Source organism: Lysinibacillus sp. FSL M8-0337 (genome assembly GCF_038593855.1).
Lineage (GTDB): Bacteria > Bacillota > Bacilli > Bacillales_A > Planococcaceae > Lysinibacillus > Lysinibacillus sphaericus_D.
Window position 1 is genome coordinate 2,431,901 of record NZ_CP151996.1, and the last position, 22,179, is coordinate 2,454,079.

At 31.2% G+C, this 22,179-nt stretch carries 16 protein-coding genes; 3 read left to right on the forward strand and 13 right to left on the reverse strand.

The window, feature by feature from the left end:
- Window positions 1-646 precede the first annotated feature (646 nt).
- The 3 genes from MKY08_RS11515 to MKY08_RS11525 all read right to left on the reverse strand — a co-directional run bounded on the left by MKY08_RS11515 (window position 647) and on the right by MKY08_RS11525 (window position 5,903).
- The gene (locus MKY08_RS11515) at window positions 647-2,563 is read right to left on the reverse strand and encodes an ATP-dependent helicase (RefSeq protein ID WP_069512437.1); all 1,917 of its coding nucleotides are present in this window, start codon (window positions 2,561-2,563) and stop codon (window positions 647-649) included.
- Between the two features lie 5 nt (window positions 2,564-2,568).
- On the reverse strand, window positions 2,569-4,566 hold the full coding sequence (locus MKY08_RS11520; protein WP_069512436.1) for an AAA family ATPase: 1,998 nt from the start codon (window positions 4,564-4,566) through the stop codon (window positions 2,569-2,571).
- Between the two features lie 347 nt (window positions 4,567-4,913).
- Entirely contained in the window at window positions 4,914-5,903 is a 990-nt protein-coding gene (locus tag MKY08_RS11525; protein WP_069512435.1) for a hypothetical protein, read from the reverse strand.
- Between the two features lie 1,158 nt (window positions 5,904-7,061).
- Here MKY08_RS11525 and MKY08_RS11530 point away from each other — a divergent pair.
- Window positions 7,062-7,733 (forward strand): DUF4365 domain-containing protein, encoded by a 672-nt coding sequence (locus tag MKY08_RS11530; RefSeq protein WP_176723203.1) that lies wholly within the window; start codon window positions 7,062-7,064, stop codon window positions 7,731-7,733.
- Window positions 7,734-7,814: 81 nt separating this feature from the next.
- Here the strand turns inward: MKY08_RS11530 and MKY08_RS11535 are convergent, their stop codons facing one another.
- Both MKY08_RS11535 and MKY08_RS11540 read right to left on the reverse strand, forming a co-directional pair.
- Window positions 7,815-8,618 (reverse strand): hypothetical protein, encoded by an 804-nt coding sequence (locus tag MKY08_RS11535; protein WP_069512433.1) that lies wholly within the window; start codon window positions 8,616-8,618, stop codon window positions 7,815-7,817.
- 329 nt (window positions 8,619-8,947) lie between these two features.
- Entirely contained in the window at window positions 8,948-10,438 is a 1,491-nt protein-coding gene (locus tag MKY08_RS11540) for a DNA/RNA helicase domain-containing protein (RefSeq protein ID WP_069512432.1), read from the reverse strand.
- A gap of 124 nt (window positions 10,439-10,562) precedes the next feature.
- Here MKY08_RS11540 and MKY08_RS11545 point away from each other — a divergent pair, with 124 nt between their 5' ends.
- Window positions 10,563-11,117 carry a hypothetical protein gene (locus MKY08_RS11545; protein WP_069512431.1) on the forward strand — a complete coding sequence of 185 codons (555 nt, stop codon included), beginning with the start codon at window positions 10,563-10,565 and terminating at the stop codon, window positions 11,115-11,117.
- A 715-nt stretch (window positions 11,118-11,832) separates the two neighbouring features.
- Here MKY08_RS11545 and MKY08_RS11550 read toward each other — a convergent pair.
- The 7 genes from MKY08_RS11550 to MKY08_RS11580 all read right to left on the reverse strand — a co-directional run bounded on the left by MKY08_RS11550 (window position 11,833) and on the right by MKY08_RS11580 (window position 19,546).
- Window positions 11,833-13,182 carry a cyclic GMP-AMP synthase DncV-like nucleotidyltransferase gene (locus MKY08_RS11550; protein ID WP_069512430.1) on the reverse strand — a complete coding sequence of 450 codons (1,350 nt, stop codon included), beginning with the start codon at window positions 13,180-13,182 and terminating at the stop codon, window positions 11,833-11,835.
- A complete protein-coding gene (locus MKY08_RS11555; protein ID WP_069512429.1) occupies window positions 13,175-14,281 on the reverse strand; it encodes an SAVED domain-containing protein in 1,107 nt (368 codons plus the stop codon). Before MKY08_RS11555 ends, MKY08_RS11550 begins: the two co-directional genes overlap by 8 nt.
- Before the next feature lie 558 nt (window positions 14,282-14,839).
- Window positions 14,840-15,106: a stage V sporulation protein S gene (locus MKY08_RS11560; RefSeq protein WP_069512427.1), complete on the reverse strand. Its 267-nt coding sequence runs from the start codon at window positions 15,104-15,106 to the stop codon at window positions 14,840-14,842.
- 400 nt (window positions 15,107-15,506) lie between these two features.
- On the reverse strand, window positions 15,507-16,547 hold the full coding sequence (locus tag MKY08_RS11565; RefSeq protein ID WP_069512426.1) for an Rpn family recombination-promoting nuclease/putative transposase: 1,041 nt from the start codon (window positions 16,545-16,547) through the stop codon (window positions 15,507-15,509).
- Between the two features lie 125 nt (window positions 16,548-16,672).
- Window positions 16,673-17,608, reverse strand: coding sequence for a hypothetical protein (locus MKY08_RS11570; RefSeq protein WP_069512424.1), 936 nt, complete (start codon window positions 17,606-17,608; stop codon window positions 16,673-16,675).
- Between the two features lie 63 nt (window positions 17,609-17,671).
- Window positions 17,672-18,676 carry a toprim domain-containing protein gene (locus MKY08_RS11575; protein WP_069512422.1) on the reverse strand — a complete coding sequence of 335 codons (1,005 nt, stop codon included), beginning with the start codon at window positions 18,674-18,676 and terminating at the stop codon, window positions 17,672-17,674.
- 684 nt (window positions 18,677-19,360) lie between these two features.
- Window positions 19,361-19,546, reverse strand: coding sequence for a hypothetical protein (locus tag MKY08_RS11580; protein ID WP_069512420.1), 186 nt, complete (start codon window positions 19,544-19,546; stop codon window positions 19,361-19,363).
- 557 nt (window positions 19,547-20,103) lie between these two features.
- Between MKY08_RS11580 and MKY08_RS11585 the strand changes: the two genes are divergently transcribed.
- Window positions 20,104-21,276 (forward strand): site-specific integrase, encoded by a 1,173-nt coding sequence (locus MKY08_RS11585; protein WP_069512418.1) that lies wholly within the window; start codon window positions 20,104-20,106, stop codon window positions 21,274-21,276.
- Window positions 21,277-21,355: 79 nt separating this feature from the next.
- Here MKY08_RS11585 and deoD read toward each other — a convergent pair whose 3' ends face one another.
- A complete protein-coding gene (gene deoD / locus MKY08_RS11590; RefSeq protein WP_069512416.1) occupies window positions 21,356-22,063 on the reverse strand; it encodes a purine-nucleoside phosphorylase in 708 nt (235 codons plus the stop codon).
- Window positions 22,064-22,179 lie beyond the last annotated feature (116 nt).

A 22,179-nucleotide genomic window follows, 5' to 3' on the forward strand; every position in this document is an offset into this window, starting at 1 on the left:
TATTCTTCCACAAAAGCTCTGTTAGTTGAAATATAATCTTCCCAAAGCAATGTTTATTAATATTTCCTAAAAGTTTGCTAGCTGGCCCTATTTCTTATAATGCACAAATTGTCTTCAAGAATTGCGCCCGTTTGTGGAACAACAAGTTAAACAACACTCCACAACTAAACTGCTTATGGTTCTAACTACTGAATTATACTCTACAATGATCAGTATTTTTAAGTGAGCAACAACTTATACGAAAACAGCCATTATTTGAGATAGAGCTTATTAAAATAAAAAACATCAAGGAAACCGAGGAATCCTTGATGTTTTTTATTTCTTTTTACTATTTTTTATTACCAACATGAATTGTAATACCTTCATCAGCAGGGCTATAAATAGCAGTTACTTTTCTTCCATTTGCAGTGCATGTTTCTGGAATATCATTTTTACCGAGTCAATTAGCTCTGTTCTCATCAAAAATTTTTTATCATTATGAGAGAAAAAATAACATTACCATTTGTCCAAATTAAATCGGATAGTTCTCAGATAAATTTTGAATTATTCTCTAGGCTTATAATCATTTCTTCATAAGCTGCATTAGACTCAATGATCTTTTTTCTATTTTCCCATTTATCAAATTTCATTTGTACCTCAAAATAATTTAATTTGTATTGGCGAGCATTGATTTTGGTACGGTTGGAACACCAGCATGTTTAAGAGTTTCTAATAGTTCAGAAATTTTTTCGGTAGTTTGAGCTAAATTCTCTATATTTCCAAAATTAGAAACCTCTCTCTTATCACTAACCGTGAATATTATTCTTTCTTTTGCTCTCGATAGAGCCACAAAAAAAGCATTTTTATCTGCTTCTCTTTGTGTAGAAAAACTCCAAAAAGCTTTATCTTCTACTCCAATAAAAATTACCGTATTATACTCCAATCCTTTACTTTTATGAATTGTCATAATAGGAATACTATATTCTCCTATAAAGTCACTAATCAATTCTTGCATAGAAATTCCGGATTTATAATTTAATTTAGAAATCATCTTTTCTATTAAGTTATTTAAATAGTCTCCTTGATTGTATTTAGGATATACGGATTTAATAATATCTTCCCCAAAATAATCTATTATGTCTTTTAAAACACTCTCAATATCAACGGTAAATTTACTTTCATCTGTATTAGTAAACCGATTTTTAATCTCTGATAATAATTTTAATAGCTCTTGTTCAATAGATATATAATTGACACTTTGGGGTTCTAAATTACTGTACTTAATTTCAATAATTTCATCAATAACGCTTAACCACAACTCTGGAGATTTTTCTTTATATGATAATTCTAATATTCTTATTAGAATTAAAATCAGTTCTTCAGATAATAACTCCTGATAATCTTTTTCTATCCTACTTTGAATATCAAATTCAGATAATTTATCTATTAGTGAGGCTGTATAAATATTTTCTTGTTGTTTAACAATGATACAAAAATCCTTTGGTTTAAGTTGTTCTTCTACAATCCAATTTTTGATGTTTTCCGCTAATATAGTTGCTTCATTATTATGATTATCAAATTTCCATATTTCACAAATACCATCTTCTTCATTCCAACTTCCGGCTGCTCTAACTTCCGGAGATTGACTACTTAAAGTTTGCGAGAAAATATTTTGTATATACACCAATTTAGGGGCTGATCTAAAATTACATAGAAGAGTAGTTTCTTCAGCATTAAAATCTGATTCAAATACTTCAAAAGCATTTGGCAATGCCCCTGCCCACCCCATAATTCTTTGCTTAGTATCTCCAACAGCTGTTAATTTTGAATCTGAGCTATAGAAAATGGTTTTTAATAATTTATACTGTAAATCTGTTGTATCTTGAAACTCGTCTAAAAAAACATGGCTATACGTTGCTCTTAAAGCCTTTACTATTAAAGGATTTATGCTTAGTAAGTATTCAACTAATATTGTTATCATTGGAAAAGTTAATGAGCTTTTAAGATCACCTTTTCCTTTAATTAAAACTTTCCATAACCTTATATTAATCCAAGAATATAAATCCTCTTCAATACTTACTATAGGTAGGCTCGTGTTCTTAAGAGTATTAATTAATTGTGGTATATGATATTCATGTTGCCATTTTGTATATCTTAGATTAGGCTCCGTGATATAGGATTTAGCAATATCATTTATATTTCTATCAGATAGTATAATTTCATAATCTTTGTTAGGTCTATACTCCTCTGGCAGACCATTTAAAAACTGGTCCAGCAAACCTTTAGCAAATGCATCAAATGTTTTAGACTCAAAGCTTGAAGATACATTTATTCCATATCTCTGTTTAACACGTTCTTGAAGATTTTTAGCGGCATCTGTTTTGAAACTTATAGCTAAAATTTTTTTCGGATAAACACATTGATTTGTTTCAATTAAATACCCTGCTTTATGAGCTAATAATTCCGTCTTTCCTGCTCCTGGACCTGCAGCTATTGCGATATTATTTACACTTTTTATAGCAGATAAAGCAGCCTCTTCTAACACAATATTATTTGATGGTATCCAGTCAATAGATTGGTTCATATAGATCATCCTTCATTTGAAAATCCAATTTTTTCTTTTATCCGATTCACAAGTTTCAAAAGTTCAGGTGGTGCTTTTTCAATTAACCAGTCATTATCTATTTCTTTAAGCGCTTCAATATGTGTACTAGGTTTTCCTCTGCCTAAAAATAATGAATTATACCAAATCATTGCCTTATGTTCTTCAACAGTATATGTTTTCCCTGTAGCTTTTGAACTTTTCAAAGTGGCTTTTATCGAGTCATCTAATTTAGCTTTGTATTCCTCAGAACTTTCATCATCAATTCCTCTCGGCCCTTGAGACATTGTACTATGATATTCAGATTCAAAATTTAACAACATACTAAAATCAATATCCAAAGGATAAGAAAAGAAAATATCCTCTTTTTCTAATTTCTTTATCCAAACATTCATGCTGTTCACATCTTCAACTTTTCTACTATGGAAGCTTTCTACCTCATTCATTGTGTAAATATAAACTTCACTCTTATCACCAATAAGCCTTTTAACTTTTAATATATCTTCAGAAATTCGATTATTAGCATTTAGTTGCTGTAAAACATATTTTATTCTCCCCCAACCTCCGCCACCTCTCTCTCTATCTAAATCTAGTAGGGTAACATGAGGTATTGATAAATCATTTAACAATTTCCACATATGATTTACATGGCGTCCACCTAAAGGCACTACAGAAATATTATAATCATCTAATAAAATGTCTGATGCACTTAACAACTTAGGCAGTATGATTTCTTCACTATCCCCTTCTCCTAAAACGACTAATTTAGAAAAATATAAATCTGGGTAAGCTTTGATTGCTTCTTTAATATAGGTATGCGCTGCATCAGTTTTTCGAGGTAGTGTAATTTTATTTACTATTGATACTGAGTTTTGAATTTGCAAATGTCTTATATTCTCTGGATCTATTTTTCCAATTATAGAAGAGTTATGTGAAGATAAAATAACTTGTGCATTATCTTTTATAGCTATTTCTTTTAAATTCCTGACAACTCTTCCTAATAAATGTTGAGAAATATGATTTTCTGGCTCCTCTATAGCCAGTATATTTAATAATGGCTTATCTGTTTTTTCTTGCTTACTCTCTATTTCTAGTAGTGAAGAAACTAACGTGATATAAAATAGAGATTTTAATCCATCCCCAAGTTCATCAACTTTTACAGCATTCCCATCAACACTTGGATTAAATAAGATTTCTACATTCTTCAAAAAGTCATCTAGTGTATTACTATTAAATTTCAAATTACTATTTAAGAACCTAGGATCTTTATGATACTTATTCCATTGCGTGTTTAATATCTCTTGAATACTTTTAATTCCTTCTACATCCTTAAATAACGTTTCTATAGGTGTTGTCAAATTTTCTATATCAGCATCTAAAGTTTCGGGCCACTCTATACCATCAAAAATTCTCCATAATAATGTCCCTGATGCATTTTTTAATTGATTTGTAGGATTTCTCATAGCCGGTACATAGATCATTTGTATTAGATTTCTATGATGTATTGGTACTTTAACCAAATCACTATCTGCTTCGGTATGTCCATAGGGAACTTTGACATAATACAATTCCTGTTCTATGTTACCATCTGGACTTGTTCCCTGAATCCACTTACCAATTAATCTTATTCTTAAATAAGGTGTTGTACCCGGTTGCTCAACTATTAAATGTTTAATGAATTCAGGTATAGTATCTATATCCTCAGTATTCTGAGTTTCCAATTCTGGAAAGACTATTTTAGCCTCTATTAAAAGATTCTTTTCTAAAGATATTAGAGTTGTTGTACTTTCTGGTACATGGAAATCCGTTTTTATTAAAGAGCGATCAGAGTTTTTTTGTCCAAAAAGTCTTAATAACCCTATTATTAAACTTGTTTTCCCCGCACTATTTCCGCCTATTAATGCTGTTAAATCATCGATGGTAACTACTTGTGTAGTACTTCCAAAAGACCTGAAATTATTTATATGTAATTCAGAAATCCTCATATAAAAATCCACCTTCTCTTATTTATGTAATTAAATTAATAATAAACTATTTATATCAGTTCAATAAAAAGAGTTAAATACCTTTAATCTCCTAAAATTGAATTATTTTTTTCGTACTGAAGTAAACTAGCAGAACTTAAAACATATATTTCACGCCAATTAAATCTTAAAAACACTCTAACCGAATTATCAGCTTCATTATTAGCGCGGTTAGTTCATCCGAACAAGGCATACATCGAAAAACACGCTTAAATACGGATTATTCAGCTCGTTCAAGCCAAGCGACTTCTTCACAGTGTGCGGAATAATTAAAATGAACAAATCCTAATGTGGCAGTACTCGCTTATTCACTCTGTCTGACCAACACCTAGGTAATACAAAACTAAAGGCAAGATAATTAGTAAAACAACTGGAACAACCAAAGAAAGTATTGCAATTTTTTTAATATATTTAAGTTTAATTTCAGATATTTTTTCTCTTTTCTCTCTCTCTGCTCTTATTTCTTGCATCTGACTTTCGAACTGTTTTTGATTTTCCTTTAGTTTCTGTTCGTTTCTGATGTAAGCATCATTAAACACATGATCTTCCCTTAGTTCATTAAGGGGGATTTCTCTTATCACTTTTACTTCACTAGCAAAATATGAATATTCATCATCGCCTTTCCAAGGCTCTGACAATATTTCTATTTCTAAATATTTCATTGCATATGGGTATTCATAGTATTTAAGAGTCTCTGAAGCCTTAACACAATAACTACATCCATGCTCTGATTTGAATACCTCTCCTATTTTCAATATGCTTTCAATATTATTCTTGAGGCAATAGTCTTCTCCAAGTTTTGCTACAGCTTTAACACCCAAGTCGCCCTTACTTATTTTCCTGTCTAAAGTATTAAAAGCAGCTATCTCTTGCTGAATATCTGTTTCTGAATAAAGCTCCCTTGGGGTATTATTTTCGTAATACTGACTGTTGTTTTCATATATAGAAAAATCTATACGAGTTCTATTCTTAAACTGATCAATAGTAGCATCTATTGGTTCGCCACATACTAAATTATATGTATGAATGTATCGACCTCCATTAGCTGAAAAAGTGCAATCAATAATTTGGTTTTCACTGTCAGATAATCCAAACTTAACATTTATAATGTGATGAATAAGACTGGATACAGTTACACACGCTTCAAAATATATGTTTTCGCCACAGGTGTTCTCTTCATAATAGATTTGCCTTGTCCAAAAATCACCTTCCTCTAGTTTCTTTTTAAATACAATTTTATATGCCTTTCTTGCTGTATCAATAATATACTTTTTTTGTTCTAGAGTTAACTTTTCCATGTTATATCCTCCCTTGTTCTTACAACCCTCATTTTGACCACATTTGAACCCTCCTTTGCTTTTAGCAAGCAATTTTTTTCCGGCGAATTAACTCAATATGTTTGCATGAACATACAAAACCCAAAAAATGTCCACAAGAACCGACACTATCAGAAGGAGTTATCTCTATCGATCCTGCAATCGCTTCTTCGATTCTTAACAACCCAAATCCTTGAATCTGTTCTCCTAATTTTAAAGATGATTTGCGACTGAAAGATATTGTAGAAAGAAGCAAGAACATTTTTCAATGCCACAACCTCCACTAAACTGCGTCACATTACTTCTCCAAGTAAAATTATACCATTTGTTAGAGTCAAATTAATTGTATCTTCCCAACCTTATCCTTAAATAATGTACTGAAATGTTATCCCTTATACATCAAGTACAATCTATCTCTTGGATGTAAACTATCCCGCTACAGAACAACAAAAAAGCCCTCTCAATGAAGAGAGGGCAATCCCACATTAACCAGTAACAACGTTCCAAACTAATAGTGAACAACACTCCACATGTATGGAGTGTATGAACATATTGATGTTGAGGTTTTTATTATAAACGTCTGGTTCTTATTAAGCTTGTTTGGGGAGGTTTATTAATCATAGCAAAATCTTACATAAAAGAATGTTATTCAATAATATGGCCCGATTGTTGAAGATTTTTGTCCTTTTTAGCTGGCCAGCTCAGGACATATTCATCTTATCAAGAGGTCATTTTTCATACAAATCTCATTTTCATTTATTACAGGAATGCTTCCCCGTTTGTTCAATAAAAAAATGCCAACCCGTATAAGGCTGACTCAATGCATGATGTCCGCTTAATTCAAAACATTCACTCCGACTACATTAGCTCCCAACTTGTCTATATTTAAGAAGTTAAAACTCTGTATTTTTAACCCATATAAGCATGATATAATTATTTTATTTAATATCCTTCAACCGTAATTACACTTTTATTGTTTTAAAGGGGAGATTATTATTTCAGATTTAGAACTACCAATTTATCCCGAATCGGAGTATTTAGGTGATCTTGGCGTTAGAACTGTCGAATCGGTAATATGTGATAAAATCGGTTTAATTTTTCGTAGACAAGAAAAAAATGACCTCGGTATTGATGCTCAAATTGAATTTATACAAGAAGATAGAAAAGGAACAGGGATTAATAGCAATTCAGATAAAATGTGGCATATCTTTTTTTAATGAACAAAATGATGAAGGATTTATATATAGAGGAGAATTAGAACATTACTATTATTGGATTAATCATTCCCTTCCAGTTTTATTAATTATTTGCCATCCTACAACGAAAGATAGTTATTGGGTACATGTTACAAAGGCTAATACTAAATTATTATCAAAGTCTTGGAAAATAACTATCCCATTTAATAATCGTTTAGATTCAGAATCAAAATATGAGCTAAAGCGTATAGCTGATCAACTACAACACGGAGATATGGCAGAGCTAGCTTTATTTAAATTTCTCCACGAAAAATATGAAAACAGAATAAAAATCGTTCCTCTACTTCAGGAGCCACGTGATTTTCATGGTCTATCATATATTATTGAATTAGATGGACAGCTACATATGGTAGGTTACTTTTTCGTTAATTATAGCCAATTAATCCAAAAACACATAGAAGAATTTGAATCCTTATATCACTCAAACATGTCTTCCATGGGTTGGGATAGTTATGAGAAGGATGCCAAACTATTCCTCTTTATTATTTCCGGTTCCCGTGATGACCTAAAGTTAAGTAAAGCTAAAATACAATCCTTAGTAGATTATATTTTTTAAAGTACTTCACTCTGGAATACGCAGGGCCTCCCTTTTTCCATTTGACTGAAATTTGTACTGTGCAGCTATGTATTAAAAAGTTTAATTCTCATCATCGGGTCTTAACCAATCCATAAAATTACTAAATATATTATTTTCTAATTCTTCAAAGGATACATCATCTTCTTCACCAGGATAATTTACAAAGTTTAGATATTTATAAGCCTGATTATATACATTAATTTGACTGATTTTATTTTCTTCTGCTATATAATCTACCCATTCTTTACTATATAGCTGTATCCAATTCCAAACGTCATTTGGAGCTGACATGTCTTCATATTTCATATTCCAAAAAAGTTGTATTAAAAAGTAGGCAGGGGATACATTAAATAATTTTGCCTCCTTTTCAAAATCTGAAAGTTTATTTTCATTATATATACAGGGCTTCTTTACATACTCTTCTTCTCTGGTTTTATAAAGAGTCTTATCCTTATTGAAAATAGGGAACAATGTATTTATAAGTAGGAACTCCATTGTTTCCCTTTCTTCTTGATCATCTATTAAATATGTATCAATACGGTAAATATAGTCTTTAAATCTGGAATCTGTGATATGGTCATTTAAACGGGTATTTAATGAACTCCAAATACCATCGTTATTAATACCAACATACAGAACGGTGTCATTTTTATCATATAATACATATAAACCTTTTTCACCTGGGGGTATCTGAAAAGGACCAAACAATTCAAGATGCTTTTTATCGTTCTTGGTCACTTTTTTTATGTTCCAGATAGCATATGTCATAAAAGGTTTCGGGAATTTAAAGTCTAATTTTATTGAAACTTCACCTTGGATCTCAGCAAAAGAAAAATTTTCTATACCTGATTTTCTTTTCTCCACCACAACACACCTCATTTATCATTATTATTTTAGAAGTCAGCAAACGCATAATAGTTTTCGATAAAATTATACACTATTTAACTAACCTACTCATTCTTCTACAATGTCACTTAAAAATAAAGAGATTTATTGTGCAGTAAGAGTATGCTATGCAATATAAGAGTTACTCAACAATCTGGCCCGATTTTTGAAGAAGAAAAGATCCTGCATATAACACAGGATCTTTAATCAATCTCTTTTAAAAAAATACATATTAAACATTATTCATGAAATATTCAATATGCATAAAACCAAAAACTGCCTGTGAAAGAAAAATCACAAGTAGTTTTTTATTTTTTGTTTAATATTTTCAAACAATATTTATAAATATCAATATTACCGATAATAACTAATTTTATTTTTAATCTTGCACGTGTAAGAATTTGGTACAGCATTTTATCCAAATTGTATCCTGGAGATTTAGGTATAGGTCTCGTTTCTAACAATGAATGTTGATTATAAAAAAATGTTTGATCAATTACACCAACAATGTTATCAAACTCTTGCCCTATAATTTTATGAGCATTTTCATTAAAACTGAATTGATACTTTTCATAAACTAATTTATCAAAAAAAGAACCTGTATAGTTAAAAACTTCCCAATCCTGATTAATTAAAAATTTAATATGGCTTTTTGCCAGTTCTATATTATTAAAATAAATTAATTCTACGTTAGGATACATCATATTTTGATTGTACTTAGTTTTATCGAAAAGGTTATTGATAAAGCTAGATAACTCTTGGTTGATTCTAATACTATTGGTTAGAGTAAATACTTCTGCATGTAATTCATTTTCAATTACAGATGGTATATTTCTTTTAAATTCTGCGTCTGAGAAACATTGTTTTCTGTCATAAGAAAAAATATATAGTTTTTTATTTTCTTTAATTTTTTCAATTAACAAATCAAATTGATAACGTTTATTTCGTTGACATTCATCAAAGATTATAACGTCATAATCTTTGATATCACTTATAAATGAATCGAATTCTGAAATACCTTTTATATCCCAATTAGGTACTCTATTTAATCTTCGTTGTCCCCTATTTAAATCACCACAATGGATTATAAGTACTTTTTTTCCGTTATCGATAATGGTAGAAGCAATATCATATGTTAATAACGTTTTACCTGTTCCTGGACCTCCTGTAATACTAATAAAAACGTGTTCAGTTTTTTTCTCGTATTTATCTATAATTTTATTCTTAATTTCAGTTTGTCGCTCTGTTAAAATATACTTTTTATCAATAAACTTTTTGTGGGAATTAAAAGGTGAAACTAAAAAATTCTTTGGTGAAAATAGTTCAACAAGGTCTTTTTTTTCAAAATTTATTTGTTCCCTTAGACTTTCAATCACTGTATCAATTGAAATTAATACAAAATTGTCTTCAGCATCTATAAAGTAGAATTGATTTTCATCTGCGACAAAGGTAAAGCAGTATGTAGGCACTTCTAAAAAGTTCAAATAAAACTTATGTTCTAGTAACTGCTTTCTTGCTTTTTCAATCTTTAAAGTACTTTTTAATTCAATGTTAATTATACTTTCGTTACTAATTCTTAATAAATCAAATTCACAATTAATTTGCGGAATTTTAAAATCCACATAGAAATACTCTAAATTATAATATTTTTCTTCAAAAAAACATTTAACTAATTCATTTAAATCATTTAATTCACTTTCTTTAAGTGATACACCAAATGAATCTGCAGTTTTTTTGTATATATCTACTTCAAAAGTATTCCTAACACTTAAAAGCGAATATAAATTAACTGGTTGCATAAAATAACCCTTTCTAATAATAGGAATTTTTTAATAATTATTACCTCTATTATATAAAATTTTGCATTAATAATACGATGGTTTATTATATATAGTAATAAAATAATTAGAGGAGTTGGTTAATATGGATGATGCATCATATAAAAAAATCTTAAAGTGCGCAGCAGCAGCCAAGGAACTACATTCGGATTTTGATAATCGCATAAGTTGTTTTCAAGAAGACTATAACAATGCTTTCAAATTAAATGATAGATCAAAACGGTTAATTAAGTTAAAACGCATAAGAGATGAACTTAACGGATACTTCATCAAAATATATCAAGTAGTATTAAGTGGAACTACTCTATATAAAAAGAAAAAGAAACGTACCAAGCATCAGGAACAAATGATGGAGATTTTTAGGGATGATATTAGTATTTTAGATGAGGCTATAGATAAGTTAGCACATGCAAGAAACCTTTCTGGTCATCCAATTGCATATCAGTTAAATTTAGAAGCTTTTAAGCAAGAGGCATTTATAAAAAAAGTTTTATTAAAAGTTGAAAACAAATTAACTGAATTACTTGAAGTTAATGAAGAGACTATTTTAACCGAAAAAAGAAGACAAGAAAATTGGCTAGAAAAGGAATCTAGAAATCAAATCTCGGTAAGAAGATCATCCAATAAAAAAGCAAATTAAAATTCATTAACTAGATTGTAAATTAAGATTTATGGTCTAGTTTTTTATATTTTTATTACTTTCGCTAGATTATCATTATAATAAATTCCTTTTTATCACAATTCAATACTCACACAATATCGCGTGCTACTCACTGTTTTCTGTTGCTTTGAAATAAAGTTTGATCAAAAATATCCTAAAAACCAGAATTTCATAATAAATATAAAGAATCCAGCTAGAAAAAAGATTGATCAAAATGGATTCTTTATCAGCAGATATTAGTTTCTTTTTTATAAAAGTTGGATCGTTTCGTAATGATGTTGCTCAACAATCGCGCCCGATTGTGGAAGAAGAAAAAAATATAGGCTTTTTAATCAAACTTTTTATAAACGTTGTGACTTTATTTCAAATCTACAATACTTACCCATTTTAGGTATAAATATTTCCATTGAATATCCTCTAAATAAAAGAACCGCTCACTTATTTTAATAATAAGCGAACGGTTCTTAACAGTGTACTTTTTAAACGACTTTATTATTTATTAAACAACTTTATTATCTTCTAACAAGTAGTTGTAGATAACAAATTTTCAGAAAAGCGTGGCTTGTTGAAATAGCTCACCGGCTATATCTAATTTATTCCTATATTTCTTTAATTTCATTATTTAGCGAAACTCCGTATCGTTGATTTAACAGAAGAATAGTGTTAGATAGTGGTCTATCACTATTTTTTAATTCTATAAAATTTCAACGTTTATTGTCTTTTTAGCAACCGTTTGACCGTTTTTCATTACAGTAGCAGTCATAGTATGAGTACCTTTGTAACTCGTAGATTCCCAGTGGTAAGTCCCTTCATACCAATACTTTTTCGTTTGATGGTATAAATGATTTGCGTCCTTCGCTTCATCACCACTATTATGCACTTCCCATATTACTTCATACGGAGCTGCAGTATTGTGAATTGCTTCAAACATCAACCAACAATGCTTTGGATTAACCTGGATTCCCCTACGATTCTTTTTATAACTTAACCGATTAATTTTGGTAGCATCATAAAGCGTATACCGGATCTCTAAAGGATGTACTTCAGGATGTTGAACTACGTGATCAAGACTTTCTGTATAAGCAGCACTTTTTTGCAGAGTAGTATTCCAAAAATCATGTTTGAAAAAAGCCTTCCATGCTTTTTTTGCATCCGCTTCTATGCACCCTACTTCAAAGAGAGGTTCCAAACATTTTAATTTTTCTTCAATACATTCGTTCAACTTTGTTACTCGTTTCCGATGATTTGCTTTGGGAGTCAAGGAAAGAGCAGAATCTGTTGGATTCTTTACTTCATCGGACAGAAAAATCCTATTTTTTATAGCTACTAAGGTGTCACAAAAGGCTTGATCGTCCCTGGTATTGTGTGGTTTATAACATTCCACCGCTAACGTAGTTAAGATAACTCCTCCCGGAAGACTCCAATCTCTTCGGGAGCGACAGAACATTTTTAGCAGTTTGACAATTCGACGTAATTGATTATTTTCTACACTTACGTCTTCATTCGCTTTATCAGGACTAAGCGTTTTCACCCGTTCATTAAACCAATTACGAATACTTCTTGGATGGCGTTTTGCCCAATCAGAACCCGCATGCTCATATTCAAACTCATCGTTTTCATTTTTAAAACGGCGATATACCGCAAAGTCAATATGATATCCCTCTTGGTATTGAACACGCACCGCATTAGTCCCAGCCTTTGGTGGGTTTACAAAATTCTTAGCTTTGCGTCCTATAGCATCTTCTACTAGCTTTCTACAGTCTAACGCTTTAGAAGGGATATTATCTTTATCGAAAATAACCGCAACGTCAATATCGTAGTCACATTCATCATTTTGAGTAACTGTGAACATGGCCACACTGCCTTGAACCACATTATCAGCAATAGAATAGCTTTTATTATTTTCAGTATTAATTTCAGCAAGTCCATCGGTAAGTCGTTTGATATTTATTTTTTTAAATCTTAAAAGTTCTTTGGTTTCCTTTCCAGAGAGAGTTACATGATTGTTGTGAAATTTCACCATTTCGTTGTGAAGATTATACATTTGGTTCCTCCTGAGCAAAGTAGATTAGGTCATCTAGGCGATTTGCATCAATGTGTTCTTGTACCTTTAATGCCCATGAATATTCAATTGTACGGCCACGATTAAAATTATGAATTAGCACTTTTGGGTCATTTCTCGTTAGTGAAGCACCAAAGCTATACACAAGGGATGTTTGTGCTGAAATAAAAACGTAGATCGTTTTTATTTGTCGATGGTCTCTCTTTATAGCATCCACTAAGTTTCGGAATTGAGTTGTATACTCTACCAATTGATCTTTACATTTTATTGCATGCCGCGCACATGCATCTAACTTTAGGTGATACATGGTTTTACCATAAACACTAAGCCCTTTTAATTGTTCTGAATAAATCTCTTCAGTTAAGGAAACGCAGATAGCTACTTCTGTTTGTTGAGCTGGTTTTCCTACCAAATTACTATGAAGAAAAAGCGGAGGATATTGGTCTACCGTTTGTGGCAATGTTTCCCACTTACGGATATTTTCATCCCATTCAGAAAATACAATATCCCGTTTATCTGAAAGCTGGTATCCCAGCAAAAAGACAAATGGAATATGAGCAATCCCTTCATAGTGTAAAATCGGTTCATCCCAACGTTCAACAATATAATGGACGTTGTTAACAAATTCTTTTTGCTTTAATAGTGCTCGCTCGATCCATGCCCGTTCAGGTTCTGCTTCATTTGGACGTTGATCTAAAACCGCATAGGTTACACGCTTTGGATTTTTAGATGTATCATTTTTTTCAGTAGAATTAATGGAATACTGCTTGATGATTGCTTTTGTTTTTTCATCTGCGTTTTTTTCAATACGCACTAGGTGCTTGTTAGCAAGTATTACACCCCATACAATTAAACCTAATCCTACCATCGTGGCAATTAGGCTTTGACTTTTATCAAGCCAAGTAACATTTGCGGAAGTTCTTTGCAATAAGTCAATTACAAAAGGCAACCAAGGAAACCCAATCAAACTTGCACCAAGTGTAAGTAGTGTAATTGGTATTTTTATCCTAGCTTTATTCACGAGCATTATTCGAAAATAAGGGTATGCTCGGTACTTAAAAAAACGTTTAAACCTACCCATAGACTTCCTCCTTAGTGTGATGATTAGAAAATTTACACTATAGTAGTCGAAATTATCTGATGAAAAAATCAAATTTATTTCTACTTACCCGTATCAATTTTCATTTAGCTAATTACTGGACCACTTGGTTTTCATAATAATAAGATTTAGCCCCCTTCCTAAATCATATTCAAAACTAACTTTGACTTTGACTTTCTTTGACCATTTTACATATCCAATTAATGTATGTCAAATAATATACAAAATCTACATTTTATGGCGAATAAAAAAACAATTTGAAAAAAGTTTGTTCAAAATCTACATTTTATGTACAAAATTTCGCTATCAATGTATAGTGTTCCTTTAATGGTTCTCGAAGCGTCGTTTGGTAAACTTTCATAAAAAAACGGTATTCAATAATATGTCCCGTTTGTTGAATAAGGAAATCCGACAATATAGGGTTTTTCGATCAAATTTTATTGCAAATTATAAACCTTAGCTATCCTGTCTTTAACTCCTTTCAAACAAAAAAAGTCGATCAATTCCTATAAAGAACAATCGACTTTTTAAATATTTATATTAAATGTTTCTCTTTTCAACAACTAACTTCAATGCTGTTCGTTCTTCACCTGAAATTGAAATATCTACAAATGCTGGCGAACAAATTAAATCTATTCCATTAGGTGCAACAAATCCTCTAGCAATAGCAACAGCTTTGACCGCTTGATTTAATGCCCCAGCCCCAATTGCTTGCACTTCAACAAGCCCATTTTCTCTAATAAAGCTAACTATAGCACCAGCAACTGAATTTGGGTTTGACTTCGAAGATACTTTAAATGTTTCCATTTTAATTCCTCCAAATCTTGTTATAGTATTTAATAACACATATATTCAAAACGTGTATATTTATATTAAATATTATCAAAACGAGTATAAAACTTCAATAAATAATGTTTTTTTAAAATTAAAACTATCTTACCTATGGTTTTAGAAGTTATTCAATCGTTGTATTTTTATTAAATTCACTTTTGCCCAATATACGTATTTTAATAATATAAGCCTCCATTACTTCTTTAGCACTTTATGATTTACGAATGAAACTTCTTTTTTTAGAAACAGACAATGAACGAATGAATATCCCCTTCCCTACCGCATTTCAACCCACTATACCATTTTTTCAAAACCTTAATTTCAAAAAAAAATAAAAGCTCAAATAACCAAAAGGTCATTTGAGCTTAATCTATTTTCATTTTACCTCTTGTCTTAACACTTGAATTTCTTGAATAGTTAAGTTTGTTAACTCAACTATCTCTTCATTACTATTTCCTTTTGCAATCATCTTTTTGGCAATTTCTCTCATACCTTCTTGTATACCTTTTTGAATACCTTTTTGCATTCCTTCTTGTATACCTCTTTGCTTTCCTTCTTCGATGCCTTTTTGGATACCTTCTTTCATTCCTTTCTGGATGCCCTTTTCAATTCCTGCTTGTTCCGCATGATATTTGGCATCTTCGAGTGCGGCCGCTTCATCAATGATATATTTGACTCTTGATTGATACGCAATAATGGATTCTGGATCTTGACTAAGTTCTTCCCACGCTTCAAACGCTTCACGTAAGTGAATGTCTTTCATCGCTAATTCCTCCAATACTTTATAGATATCTTCATTTACTTTTCGTTTACGTCCATCTACCATCCCAAGTAATAGTAACCATTTCGCTAGTTTATCTTCTAACGGATTTAGTTCTTCCATTAGCCACGTTTTTAAAAATTTGTTCATTTCGATAAAGTGAATTTCCAAAACCTCACCTTGTACACGTAGCAATGTCGTATCTTCATATAAATGATATGTACTATGGTAATGCTCGTTACCTTTGAACATTGTAAAATCACAAATATTAATTGTAATGGTTGGATTCAGTGTATGATAACCTTTGCCCTTTTGTAACTGTGAATTGTAAAGCCTTGACCAATAAAATAACGTTCGTTTGAACATATCATTTTTATTCGCTAGTTGTATTTCAATATTAATGTACTCTTCATTTTGTGTTTTCACGACAATATCTAAGCGTGATTGTTTATCTTCTTTATGCTCCCCACCAACTTCGTGGTTAATAAAAGTGACTTCTTTTATTGTATTTCTACCTGTACGCTGTAATAGTGCGTTGAGAAAGACAATCGTGAGCGATTTATTTCGTTCACTACCAAAAAGGTGTTTAAAAGCAAAATCAATCTTTAAATCCATTAGGTTTTTAAGTGGTATTCGACGAAGAGCTTGATACTCCATTTCTCATCAACCCCTGTTTTAAATATTATATCATGCTCTACTATTATTTTGATTCGTCACTAAGTCAAAAAAATTTAACTACTAGCTATTTATTTTTTCATCATAAGTATTGTTTCTTAGATTCACTATCTTGAATTATGGAGTCTAGCTAAACGTTCTTTATCTAACTGAATAATTTCTTTATCTTCATCAGTTAAAGATTGTTCATATCTCTCCATTGACCAACCTGCAGGATAAATAATGGTTCTATTATTCAAAATCCCCCCTCCCGATGAATGGCTCATATATTTAAAAATAAGCGCCACTGTTTTTTCATCTTTTGCCTGTGATAAACATGCCAAATTAAATTCTGTTGGTGAGAATATTTTAAATACAGGATAAGCAGGAACTTTAAAAGAACCGCTAGCCTCCCAATCCCAATCACGTCTACCAAAGAAAAAAGCATGCTTTTTAAAGAAGTTTTCCATTTCATTAATATCAGTAATTGGTATTACATGTTCTGCAATGACTGGTAGTACATATTTCTTAGCCCATTTAGAAGACACGGAGTTCATCATATGCCCCCTAGAAGAAGGTACTTTCATAAAGTGATTTAAACCTAACTTCATAGCCAATTCTTTCGTTACCTTACTTTTTTCAATATAAAATTGATTTCTAATTTGATCATTTTTATATTGTATAGGACCAAAGAAATTTCTTAAGTTTAAAAAATGTTTATACCAACATACATCTGGTTTAGCTAACAATTCATTCGCTGAGTTTCTATATTCTTCAACTAATTCATTGACCGTATGAAACTTTAAATATTTCCGTTTAATTTGAATAGCATCATTCTTAACTTCTATCCAACCATTTTCTTTAAAATCCAAAAGATGTAATTTTATGTTTGAGGGCAAATTGTTCATCCCAATATAAATTGGATTTCCTCTCTTTTTAGCAAGCTCCAATAATTCACTAAATGCGTTACTGAATCTCTCCTTTCGCTTTTTCACGTCTTGAGGTTCATTTGCCCCTAGTACAATTTCTTCATCAAAAATTGATAATTGTCCTTTTATATTCATTACTTTATTCATCTCCTTATAATGAAAAAAAGACCCAAATTTAATTATTTAAGGTCTAATTTTTTATAGAAAATTATTCAATTTTGTACGAATAACTTGCCTGCAAAAATCTGTAGAAATACCAACATCTTGAGCGAGGTCTTTAAAATACATTCTTTGCTCTTTTGTAGCTGGTACACTATTGAGAAATTGTAGAACTTCATTCACATACTGTAATTGATCTATTTCAGTTGTTAGGTTTTTATCCAATTTCGTATACTCTTTTATAAACTGAAGATATGGTAGAGCGTTCTTAATAACCTTTTGAACAAATCGCTCTATTCCATGTTCTACAATAAATTCATGTGGATCTCGCCCCTCTGGAATAATAGCAATACGGACTTCAAATCCCCATGCTAGAAGCAATTCACTATTACGTTTCGCACTTTGATAACCAGCTTTATCTCCATCAAGACAAAGAATTACACGATTGGTAAGCTGTCTTAACTTAATAACTTGCGCTTCTGTCAACGTAGTTCCCATCAATGAAATTACATTAAGAAGTCCACTCTGCGCTGCGATGGCTGTATCAAAATAACCTTCTAAAAGAATTGCTACATCCTTTTCCTTAATTGATCTCTTAGCCATATCCAGATTGTATATGACTTCACCTTTACAAAAATATGGTGTTTCAGGTGTATTCAAATATTTTGCTGGGTGTGTATTATGCGGAAGTGTTCTGCCAGCAAACGCTAGAATTTGACCATATTCATTTCGAATTGGAAACATGATACGTCCATAGAAAAAATCTCGGTACTTAGGTTCCTTCTCAAATTGTTTAAATAGACCGTACTCTTTTTCTATTTCTAAGTTATAACCATGTGTGTTAAGTAAATGTCGCAAAATATTTCCTTTATATGAGTAGCCAATGTTCAGTTTTTTAATTGTATCTCTTGTGATTTTTCTACTTTCTAAATAAGCTAATGCCTTTTCCCCTTCTACTGTATTGAGAAGAATGTGATTGTATAATTTAGCAACCAGCTCATATAACTTTAAGTATTTTATTAATGAAGTTGCTTTATTTTCCATACTGTCACTACCTTTCTATTAGTATTATAATCAGGGCTGGGAAACGCGTTTATTCAATCAGATTTCCAAATCCAACTACGAACCTTTTCTTTATATTCTTTTAAGAATGATAATTAATAAATCCATCTTTTTTTATCCCCCTATTCTTTTTTATTTATTAAAAAAGAAAAAGCCGAATGTTCAATTGAACACTCGACTTTTCTATATTTAACACATTACATGTATACACTAAACATAAACTAATTAGGCTAGAAACACTTTTAGGACATTACGCCATCTCTTTGTAGAAATCAAAGCAATATATTTTTGCCGAATCTTTCTTGAAAACAAGAATGTGACGACTTTCGCATAATGCGACTACTAAATACTATAAATTGATTATAACAAAATGAATATATAAGTTCAACAAAATGTGTAAGTTCTGAGAAATTAATTGCTTAATAATCTAAAATTTATAGAACATAAATCAATGTAATTGCTATAAATATTCTCGTTTTTTCAAATTCGCTCAGTGCATCCAGCATATAATTGGATGTTACCAATAGCCTTTAAAAGCTTAGAAAATTCTATGTTTATTGGGTGTGGTCAAATAGTTTACTCTTATAAGCGGACTAATATATTTGCCTAAAATTGAATGACCTTTCTTTCTTCCACCTTAAAGTACTTCATTCTTCTTCTATGTGCTCACTTGTTTTTTCCACTTAGCCATGAATCGATATCATCTAAATCAAAAAGTAGAACTCTAGGAGCTGGTCGATTAAACGGAATGCTATTAGTGCGCATTAGTGTATAAATTGTCGATTGACCCATTGGGCAGTTAATAGATTCTAGATAATTTACTAAAGCTTTGACTCCTCTAACTTTTCGCATATCATAACCCCTTCCTCTTTTTTTGAAATATATAATCTTTCGATTATGTTTTGAATGTTACTGAGTCTCTGCGCAATTATGACCTTAACGCCCTTGAATAATGTCCGAAAATAAGCTCTCTTAATACCAAGCAACCCTTAGCATTTTTAAAACTTCTCATCTTACTTCCTAAGCATCACAAAGAAATCAAATTATTCCGCCATAGGCTCGATATGAGTACTTATAAAGAAATCGGAAAAAATTCAAGCTAAATTAAGCTGAAAATATTGGCTGATTTTATGCGAATAGTTTAAAATAATGTCATTAATTAAGTCAACTATTTTTATGCATATAGATTTAGAGTATTTTTAAATTGCACTTTAGAATAGAAAACAGGCTCTTTCCCCCAATCCACTTTACAATTTGATTCGGACCATTATATTATGTTACTTCGATTGAATTAAAACACAAAAATACAAAACCTAAAATTTTTTACCTTAAAACAGAACATACCTTCCCTTAAAGGTGGTGATGAAATAATCTCAACTTTACATCATTTATAAGAGAGGAGAATAATTATGGCAAGTTATAAAGTATTAAAACCTTCGAAAAACGGGAAACCACGTATCAAAATCACAGTTGAACTCGGATATGATGAAGAAAAAGGTAAACGTATAAGAAAATACAAAAATGTCACACTTAATAGTCTATCTGATCGATCTATCAAAAAAGCTATTACCGAATTCGAAATCGAAGTAGCTAATATGGAGATTGAAAAAGAGATAGAAAATATTAATTTTGATCAATTTGTAAGTCGGTGGATGGATGTTTATGTACGTGTAGATTTAACGGTTAAATCTCGGAATAGTTATGAATCTTGTTTACAAGGAGGTATTCTTAAATATTTTAATAATATGAAACTGTCAAAAATAAAAACATTTCATATTGTAAAATATTTCAAAGAAGAAAAAGAACAAGGTAAGCGTAATTTAAATGGAAAATACATGGTATTGAAAAGTATTTTTTCCAAAGCTATTGATTGGGGAGTCATTCAGGAAAATCCAATGAAAGGAGTAAAACGTCCATACGTTGAAAAAAGACATCGTGAAATACAATTTTATAATGCAAATCAGCTAAAACAACTACTTTCCATTCTCGATCAAGTTTATCCAAAACACAAACTACAAATCAAACTTGCGGTTTTCGGGGGGTTACGAATGACTGAAATAGCTGGTATCCGATTAGAATGCTTAGATTACACGAATAATTCAATATTAATCGATAAAACACTACAATATGATAAAGAAACTAAACATTTTTTCCTCGGTAACACTAAAACCAAGCGAGCAAGAATTGTATTTATCCCTAAATCTTTGATGAAAGAAATAAAAGAATACGAAAAGGATTTAAAAAAATTAAAATTAAAATCAGGTAAATTGTGGACACCTATGCTCGATAAGGATAACAATCCAATAAACCTATTATTTGTGAAAAGTAATGGGTTTCCTTCACATCCTGATAGTATGTCTAATAGATGGAAAGAAATTGTGAAAAGATTTAACTTACCGCTTCTCACTTTTCATGGATTACGTCACACTTACGCTTCGTATATGATTAGTAAGAATGTGAATTTCAAAATCATTCAAGAACAACTCGGGCATACGGATATAAAACAAACCCTCAATACCTACAGTCATTTAACAGAACAGGACAAAATAAAAGCAAGTGACCTGTTTGACGAAATCCTGTAAATGGTCGCCTTTTCGTCGCCTCTGGTCACTTGCTCACTATTCACAAAAAAAGAAAGCCTTTAAAACCTTGCTATATCAACTACTCTTGAATAGCAGCCTCTAACGCAACAACGATCATGTCGTTGAATGTTGTTTGGCGCTCTTCTGATGTTGTGACTTCACCAGTAATAATGTGGTCACTTACTGTTAAGATAGAAAGTGCTTGGCGGCCATATTTCGCTGCTAATGTGTAAAGTGCTGCTGATTCCATTTCTACAGCTAGTACACCGTATTTAGCTAGTTTTTCATTTTGGTGCTCGTCTGAGTAAAATAGGTCTGCTGTGAAAATATTACCTACTTGAAGGCTTAAACCTGCATCTTTACCTGCATTGTAAGCTTTTAATAATAAGTCAAAATTAGCGATTGGTGCAAAGTCAATATTGTTGCCCCAAATGATTTGATTCATACGTGAATCCGTTGTTGCTCCTTGTGCTAAAATAACATCACGAACTTTAACATCTTTTTGAATTGCACCACAAGTACCTACACGAATTAATTTTTGTACATCATATTCTTGCATTAATTCTGTTACATAAATAGAAATAGAAGGCACGCCCATACCAGTTCCTTGTACAGAAATACGTTTGCCTTTATACGTACCCGTATAACCAAACATATTGCGGACTTCGTTATAGCATGTAACATCTTCTAAAAACGTTTCGGCAATGTATTTTGCACGAAGTGGATCTCCCGGAAGTAAAATAGTGTCAGCGATTTCGCCTTTTTTTGCATTAATATGAATACTCATACTGCAATCCCTCTTTTCTGTCAGTTATCACTATAAATAATACTTGGTTTCACGTATTTACGCAATGCTAGACGTCTAGCAACTATAAAAGTACGAATAATGAAAGTATTGCGAAT